This window comes from Lentibacillus halophilus, from assembly GCF_039522485.1.
Classification (GTDB): domain Bacteria; phylum Bacillota; class Bacilli; order Bacillales; family Amphibacillaceae; genus Lentibacillus; species Lentibacillus halophilus.
The window spans coordinates 1-8,233 of sequence record NZ_BAAADM010000060.1 but is presented as its reverse complement, the minus strand read 5'-3'; the positions used below and the strand labels follow the sequence as shown (position 1 = coordinate 8,233).

The 8,233-nt window shown below is 36.8% G+C and carries 8 protein-coding genes; 3 read left to right on the top strand and 5 right to left on the bottom strand.

The annotated features are described in order from the left end of the window. Positions 1-291: 291 nt before the first annotated feature. Positions 292-726, top strand: coding sequence for a PBECR3 domain-containing polyvalent protein (locus ABDZ72_RS14255; RefSeq protein WP_343754342.1), 435 nt, complete (start codon positions 292-294; stop codon positions 724-726). Positions 727-2,897: 2,171 nt separating this feature from the next. Here the strand turns inward: ABDZ72_RS14255 and ABDZ72_RS14250 are convergent. From ABDZ72_RS14250 to ABDZ72_RS14240, 3 genes are all read right to left on the bottom strand, one after another. Beyond that, positions 2,898-3,743: an Abi family protein gene (locus ABDZ72_RS14250; protein ID WP_343754340.1), complete on the bottom strand. Its 846-nt coding sequence runs from the start codon at positions 3,741-3,743 to the stop codon at positions 2,898-2,900. Between the two features lie 647 nt (positions 3,744-4,390). Further along, on the bottom strand, positions 4,391-4,528 hold the full coding sequence (locus ABDZ72_RS14245; RefSeq protein WP_343754338.1) for a hypothetical protein: 138 nt from the start codon (positions 4,526-4,528) through the stop codon (positions 4,391-4,393). 153 nt (positions 4,529-4,681) lie between these two features. Then, the gene (locus ABDZ72_RS14240; RefSeq protein ID WP_343754336.1) at positions 4,682-5,440 is read right to left on the bottom strand and encodes a sporulation protein; all 759 of its coding nucleotides are present in this window, start codon (positions 5,438-5,440) and stop codon (positions 4,682-4,684) included. A 388-nt stretch (positions 5,441-5,828) separates the two neighbouring features. On the opposite strand from ABDZ72_RS14240, the gene ABDZ72_RS14235 reads away from it, so the two are divergent. Beyond that, positions 5,829-6,440, top strand: coding sequence for a DUF2634 domain-containing protein (locus ABDZ72_RS14235; protein ID WP_343754334.1), 612 nt, complete (start codon positions 5,829-5,831; stop codon positions 6,438-6,440). 585 nt (positions 6,441-7,025) lie between these two features. On the opposite strand, the gene ABDZ72_RS14230 is transcribed toward ABDZ72_RS14235, so the two are convergent. Together ABDZ72_RS14230 and ABDZ72_RS14225 are read right to left on the bottom strand one after the other, a co-directional pair. Then, entirely contained in the window at positions 7,026-7,223 is a 198-nt protein-coding gene (locus ABDZ72_RS14230; protein ID WP_343754332.1) for a hypothetical protein, read from the bottom strand. Continuing rightward, positions 7,223-7,885, bottom strand: coding sequence for an AbiTii domain-containing protein (locus ABDZ72_RS14225; RefSeq protein ID WP_343754330.1), 663 nt, complete (start codon positions 7,883-7,885; stop codon positions 7,223-7,225). Before ABDZ72_RS14225 ends, ABDZ72_RS14230 begins: the two co-directional genes overlap by 1 nt. A gap of 196 nt (positions 7,886-8,081) precedes the next feature. Between ABDZ72_RS14225 and ABDZ72_RS14220 the strand changes: the two genes are divergently transcribed. Next, on the top strand, positions 8,082-8,219 hold the full coding sequence (locus tag ABDZ72_RS14220; protein ID WP_343754328.1) for a hypothetical protein: 138 nt from the start codon (positions 8,082-8,084) through the stop codon (positions 8,217-8,219). The last annotated feature ends 14 nt before the right edge of the window (positions 8,220-8,233 follow it).

Sequence of the window (8,233 nt, the reverse complement as noted above, 5' to 3'; positions counted from 1 at the left end):
AAACGATAAAAACACTGGCTAACGAAATTCAAAAGGGATAGGGTCATTTACACAAACTTGTTGACGCCCCCTAAATGGTACTACATATAGGGTTATAGATAATATTAAACACCAAATGTTTCTAATAATAACTTTTTGATGTGAGAAGAAAATTGAATTTGCAATGAAAGAAGACTTACGAATCATCCATATCCTCAATAAATTTTAATAACCTTTTTAATCTGATATTTTATTAAAACCTTACATGTTGATACTCCATCGTGATAAGCTAAATTTAATACGATAAAAATGATGGCTAATAGAAAAGGTAGTTATGAAATGTCATATATAAAAATCAACCCACATGCAACAGAATCCCAACTTGTTGGGATTATTCCCAAAGTTATTGTTAAATACTACGGAATAAAATGTAGTTCCTATGAAGTGTATTTGCCACCAGGTGTTTTGAAACATCTTAAGAAACGTGGACACTGGGATGACTTTATTAAATACCATGAAAATCTACCGAATATGATTTCTAGTCCCGATTATGCCGGACAAAACCCAGACGAGCCTGATAGCGTTGAATTATATAGTATTATGGGAGACAGGATACTAATTGCCATCAAATTGAAGCCGTCAACCGATTTGTTTTTAGGAACATTTTTTATTTTGAAAAATGGGGATAAAAAGATACAAGGTCGATTAAATACGGGGAGAATACATCCGTTTTCATCCTTTTTTTAAATCAAATTCGCTTGTATATGTACCATAAATGGTTTATAATAAACCTGTAAGGACATAATATATAGTGTAAGGGTTAATGAGGTGGGAAAGGTACCCCACGCGCTACACTTTCATCAGTATAGTTACCAGAGATGCAGGATACACCGCCCTGCCATTAACCTTTACAATGAACGCTTAGCCCCTTTCTTTCAAGATAGGGGCTTTTTGCATGTTCTAATACACACACTATTATATCCCTCCAATTATTTAATTCTTTTGCTGCTTATGAAGTGTTGCCAATTGTTCCTCATTAACGCTCCACGTCTTCTTTCAAATACAAACGAACTAATCCACGTTTTTCTCCATACTCATAAAACGGCTTTAATCGTCCTGACAAGTCTAAATGAGGTGTGTATTACAGAACAAAAAAGAAGCCCTGCAGAGATTTTCTCTTCACAGGACTTCCACCATACCCAATCACTTTAGTGCTTTAAAGCGGTGGGGGACAGGCCCGCGATACAAAAAAAGTTACTAGGCACTAGCTAATGAATTAGTTTTCCTCAAATTCGATGGATGATATATGGGATGGATTTACGTACACTTGGTTTAGTACTTCGAAAAAGTAATTTGGAACTGCTTTATCTCTCAAATAATCTAAAAAGTCTTCTATTACATCGACATCAGTGATTATATATTCAATTCCACTATTCATGCAAAGTTTCATATACATTTAAACATTCCACCCCTCTTATTACATTTGTATGAAATGTCAGGGATATATAAAACCATCAATTTTATTAGGTAAAAATGATGACAGACAACGGACTTTAATGCTTTAAAGTTGCAGTCGGTCTTTAAAGCAGCGGAGGACTGACCCCGATATTTCACGGGATTAATCACTACAACCGGGCTATGGCATTGCGCTGTCAGGTGGGCTTCCTTGCTGCTCAAATGTTCTAATTGCGAAATCATTCGATAGGTGGCGGCCTGGTTACCGCTGCCCCGGTGTCACTGTGATATAGCCCTTATCCTACAGTTTAGTACGTGCGCGTTTGAAGGTTGTGCCTTTGACGCCGGCTGGCAAACCGACATTTTCCGTCCCATGATACAGCTCAATGTTAGCATTACTGGGCCAGTCCCCCATCGCTTTACACGTTAATGCATTTCAATAATGCTGTGGGGGGCTGTCCCCGATATTCACGCTGTCCCCGGTATTCCGGCGACTGATACTTAACCAATTGCATTAATACCAGCAATTCATGTATAATATAGACATAATCAACATATGATAAAAAAGACTGAGCGTTGTGAGCGCCCAGTCAATTAGCAACATTCAAGCCGCAAGAAGAGCGGCTGACCAACAAGTTAAGTAATACTTTAGAAAAAAGTAACCCATCCTAACCTTTGGTCGAGGCGGAGGACGGTTACTTTTTTCTGTTCATGACAAATGTTAAGACTCCTATCAAAACCAAATTTGATGTGAGTGCAATCATTAGTGCTTCATATGTTGTCATTTTTACCACCTCCCTTCTTTTCGGGAAGTGGTCAACCGCCCATCCGCTTTATATCGTTGCTAAAACTGATTGTATCAATATCCCCCATAAAAAGCTATAAAAATACAAAATGAGAGTTAACGAGACGCCACCCTTTTTAAGCCCGCATGCTACATCCTATTCATCGCCATCTGACGGCTATGGGGACTACCCCCCGATATTAAAACCGATACCGCTTGAGTGGCATCAGTGTCTGGCACCAGTTCTCTATAATAGATGAACCCCGGCGGTTCCTTTAACGAATTCCACCTTGTCATCGGAAGGGACATGCTTCCCCATAATCCCTATTTATGTCAACCAAACGAAAAAAGCCCCGCAGAGACTTTCTCTCCACAGGACTTCCACTATATTCGCCTACTTTAGCACTTTAAAGCAGCGGGGGACTGACCCCGATATTAAAAAGGAGACCGGACGCATCCAGTCTCCTTAGGTGAAAGCCTTAGCTATTCACCGCTATTACTAATTAGTATGATACCATATTATCTTATTATGTACAAATATAAAATAATGTTTAAACATAATTTTTTAGACCTTCTAATTTCACATTAAGGTCTGTACCGACAATCTGGTTATGCACTGATACTGGAATTGAACTTCTTAATTTTTCCGATTCATCTTTAAAATTGCTTATGGTTTGTTTTAATTCAGTTTTTGATTTTCCCAATTTTTTAACAAAATTACTATTAAAATCATATAATCAATGAGTTGCTTAAAATGAATACCTTTAATTTCTGTCTCCAAATTCACATATGATTTGAGATTACGATTTACGTTTGTATTACCACTAAATCTACAGTCAAATATCACATTATTATGAGCAATAGCATTTCGAAGGCCCTTCAGATTAAATATAATATTTTCAATCAATCTTCCATCATCTTCTAAAGAGGCGTGTGTTAAAGCTAAATTTTGGCAATTTTTGATTCGAATAGATTTATTAAGACATTTCAAAAGCAACCCAAAATTCCCCATATCCAATACTTCAAAAACTGCCCACAAAGGAATCGCATCCCCATTATGTAAATGATGAGTAATAATTTCATTTTTAGGATAATTAAACTGAATTTGGCTGTAAACTTTTTTCTGTAGTTTCAAATAATCCTTCATTTTATTTTTGTGTTGTTGGCTATTAGTTATTTCTGCTCTATAGTCGTTAAAGAAGTTTTTAAAGGCTGATTCTAAATCCATTTTTCCAAAGGAAACCAATGTGTTTAACGTGTAGTTTTTTACTGCTGTTTCAATTGTCATGATATATGGATAAAAAAGCGTTTTTAAGTTCATATCAAAATTATAAATCGCTGAAACTTCATCAAAGTCGGTAAAAGGAATAGGATTGGTTGACTTTTTTATGAAACGATAACCTTTATAACCATGATAATACCCTATATTTAATAACTCCTGTTTTTGTTTACTACCACTAATATTAATACCTGCATTATCTCTTAAATGTATCATTAATCCATCAGTTCGTTTCCCTTTAACCAAATTTTTTCTAGCCCTCCCTTAGTTACGAATGCCACTCCTTATAATAGTGCAACATTATACATATCTATATAATAACATTAATTTTTTTAGTATATAATAGTTATAATTCCACTTAATTTTCTACTTAATTTATAACTTTATACGCAACGGTGTATTTCTCTTTACTTGCAACTAACGAAGCCATAGCTATCAACTCTTAAGCAGCGGGGGACTAGTATGGAAAATAAATGATGCACATTATTAAAAAAGACCACCATTTTCTAGTAAAACAGAAGAACCTAGCACAGAACTTCCAATTACTATTCCACAAAGGAGACGAAAATGATGGTATAGTCACTATTTAATCATATCAAAGGTAAAAATGGAAGTAGATGGGCGGGCTTTATTAAGGAAACAGGTATAGATCATATGTTGATTGTTGCAATTGATGCAGCTAAATATACACATAAAGCGATGATATGTAATTTTTATGGAGATGTGTTGTCTCCGACCCAAAAGGGCTGTATATAAGCTAATGGACCCTTGCTTGTCTCTTCTAGATGGACGGACGACTATGGGGAGACTGAATCCGATATGCAATTAAATTTCGGACAGTACTTTTGCCGCTTCCATTATTACCGGCGAACACAAACAAAGTCGGTTGAATGTCATTCATTTTTATCCGAGTCATCCTGTATGGCAATGTCTCCGTTATAATATTCCTTTACAGTCCTTCCCTCATTATTCTGGTATATGATATAGGACTGACTTGCTTTTGCATCAATTTTGGCCCGTTCGCCTGTCATTCGGATATACCTTTTCAAGTCTTTACGATTGATACCTGCCAAGCAGCGGGGAACTGTCCCCGATATTGCAGGACTTCCACTGTTCCCGCCCACTTTAGCGCTTTAAAGCAACGGGGGACTGACCCCAAGCAGCGAGAAACTGGCTCCGATATGTTAAGTGAACTGCTGAATCGTTGTCCTTAGCTTGTCTGCTACTGAATGGACACCTTGGTTGATTTCACTATCTGTGAATGAAACACTTACAAAATCCTCATCCATATCCAATGCTTCTGAAAGCAGTCCGCCCAGTCCTTTTGCACGACGGTCAACCTGAAGGATAAGTTCGACTCTGTCCTCTTTCATAAAAAACATTGCTTCCAATTCATCCAAATCACCGTGGAAATCGCTACCCGGCATGAACTCAAACTCTTGAACATAGCGATGACGTTTGGAATACTCCATTTCCACTTTACGCATACGAAATCCAAGTTCATTTGTCAAGGCTTCCAATACGGTATTCATATTCCGGTGCGGCTCAACGTTAATAAAATCTTTGTCTTTTGGATCGATTGCGTTTGGCACATCCATTCCAGTCTGAAACCACACACTCGTTTTTCCTATCGTAGGTGGGGTGTGCACAGGAAGCGTGAAACTGAAGTCAATTTCTTTGCTTTCCCCTTCACCAATGGTAAACGAATCACCTACAGCAAAAGAATCCAGCTTAACGTCTTCATGCACTTTTCTGTCGTTTACTTCTCGAACTGCTTCCGTCATCAAGAACAAATTCAGCTGATCAACCTGCTGTTCGGTGCTACCACCTTCAATAACAATTTTTCCACTGACTTCTTCTCCCGGTACAAGCCGGTCGTTATCAAGCTGTGTATCAACTTTTGCACTTCCAATTCCCACGCTTGCAAGCCATTTTTTTAACATGTCATAATCCCCCTATTTAATCACTTCATTTATATTTTCAACATAGCGGGAAGATAATCCTACTATGTTTTCCGTATTCAAAAAATTAATACTTCATTTACCATTCTTCACAAAATTTTTCAGCAAATTAACCTGACCCCGATATAAGTTCAAACTACACCGATACCTCAGAAACCATAATTTAAAGCCAAAAAAGAAGCCCTGCAGAGAGTTTCACTCCACAGGACGTCCACTGGATTCCGACTGCTTTAGCGCTTTAAAGCGGCGGGGGACTGGCCCCGATATTGCTCAAGGGATGGTTCTTGATGAAGCAAAAGAACCATCCCTGTGCTTCCATGGTTAAATTGCCCTCCTTATCGTATTATAGGGATGAGGGGGTAACTTGATAATGGAAGATATTATTAAAGATATTGTTAAAGATATTGTTACCTTTGATTTTATCCAAGGGTTATTAACGGGTATCATATTAAGTCTAGTGAGCTTTTTAGGAAGAACAGTATGGAATAAATTCAAGAGTTATCGTGAAAATAAAAAAAGACTATTTTACTACATTTGGAAACCAGAAAATCCTATGCTCAATGATGATAAAATAATTAAGAAAATATCGGATTACAAAAAAACTTGGAAAATGACAATGAATGAAGAAGGTTTTGATGTCGTTATTGACTCTTCAAAAATGATAGATGGGTTTGATGCGTTTGAGCAGGGCATCATAAAATTATTAAACACTGAGAGAGACAAGTATGAAATATACAGCACAAACTACGGTGTTAGTTATATATTAACAGATGCTAACAGCGAAGGAGAATTTAAATCAATGGCTTTTATTGTTGCAAAAGAAATAATGAAAAACCAAGAAGAATGGATTAAAGAAATTCACTCAATTAAAAAAGTAAAAGATAAAAACATAATAGTGATTGAGTTGGGTTTAAAAGGAATTCATGAGATTGTAAAAATAAAAGCTATTGTTATACCAAGCAAAATGAGGCATAAAGAATGAGATTGAGTTTTTTGTCCAAAGTAAAGGGCTTTGTCCTCTCTTGTCGAATAGATAGATGGGAGGGGATATGAATGGGAATGGAAAGAGACAATGAAATGATTAAATACCTATTAATTTGGTTTAGAACTACTTCTACACCAAACGCTTTTGCGTATTCATAAGTTTCTAGTTCTTATAACGGGCAATCTGGGACTAACCATGCCTAATGAGGACTCACTGAAAGGGATGAGGAAAATTAGAAGACTTAATGATAACAAGGAATTTTGCCGTTTTTGCAGGGCAGCTCTACAGGATGAACCGATACCCGAGGAAATACAACATCACTACGGTGCAACTCATTTTACTAGAAAAGTCGGCATATCAAGTATAGAGGAAGGCCGTATTGTGAAATGACAATGCCCGGATTGTGAACGGGAATTGGGAGCGGGAGTGATTTGAGAGCACAGCTGCTGCGATTTTGCTCTTTTTCGTTATTCATAAATACAGAAGGAAAAAGAAAAGCCCGGCAGAGATTTCTCTCCACGGAGCTTATCCGTTAGTGGTTGGGTTTGAAGTACTGCTCGTACGCGCGATCAGACCCCAATATTAGAATAGCTCTTCAATCCAGTTAACAAGCTTATTCCAAAAGGAAAACAAGAGAATAAAACCTACAATAAAAGAAGTTATAAATCCAGTGATAATAGGATGCTTAGAAGCAAAGCCTTTTTTCTTAGGGGGAGTAGAGTAAATATGACCTACATTAGAATTTTTAAACTTATTCCTATCACCTATCTTAATGCTCATTACACTTCACCCTTATGACCAACATTACTAGTTTTTATTTTGTTTTCGTCTCCAATAGTAATGGAATTATCATAAATAACAGAAATAATATATTGTTGAATACTTTCTAATTCCTTCGGAGAACCTTCTCCAGAAAAAACGTCCAAGGAGTCCAAGTTTCCAAAGTCTTTCTCTAATTTCATAATAATATTAGTTACCTTGTTTTTTATATTGGCTACTATCCCCTGAAGTTGATTTGGGCTAACCTCGATTCTCATTCCCGATAAATAAAAGCCAACATGAGATAGTCGTTGACAGACTTCAGCAGGAACAGGTCTGCCAACTTCACTTGTACTATCTAATAAACTTTTTATGCCAAGAGCGCCATCTGTTATATTAATAGTTAGCATCTGCTCTCTAAGCTCTGTACTTATATGATTAAGAGGAATCGAAGCGTTTGTATGCTTCAGATTCCCTAGCATATACGTTCCAATAGGGCGACCCTTAAGTACACGATAAGGAGGTACATCATTTACTGTTTCATACCCTTGTATTTCACTATTAATCCACTTATTTATTTCTTCATTTTCAAGGTCAGCTAAAATTACCTTCAGCCTCATAAGTACACTTTCAAGCCTTTCTTCCCCGCCTACAAGATCTTTTAGAATTTGACTCTTTGACATTCTTTTTCAACTCCTATCATTTTCTTCTTACTACCTTTATACTATTTTTAGTGTGTTTATGGCAGAATAAAATTACATAAATCGGCAGCGTAAAAATACACAATTGCCATTATAAAAAAAGAGCCTTGCCAGTCATCCCAAAATCTATTAACCTCCTGCATGTAAAGACCAATAAACATGGGGGAGGAATGAAAGGATGCTAGCAATGGCTCAAGTTGACTATATCAATTTTTTACGGGAAAAGGAAGGGTTATCCGTCAATTCCTTAAAGCGGTGGGGGACTAGTATGGAAAATAAACGATGCACGTTATTAAAAAAGACCACCATTTTCTAGTAAAATAGAAGAAC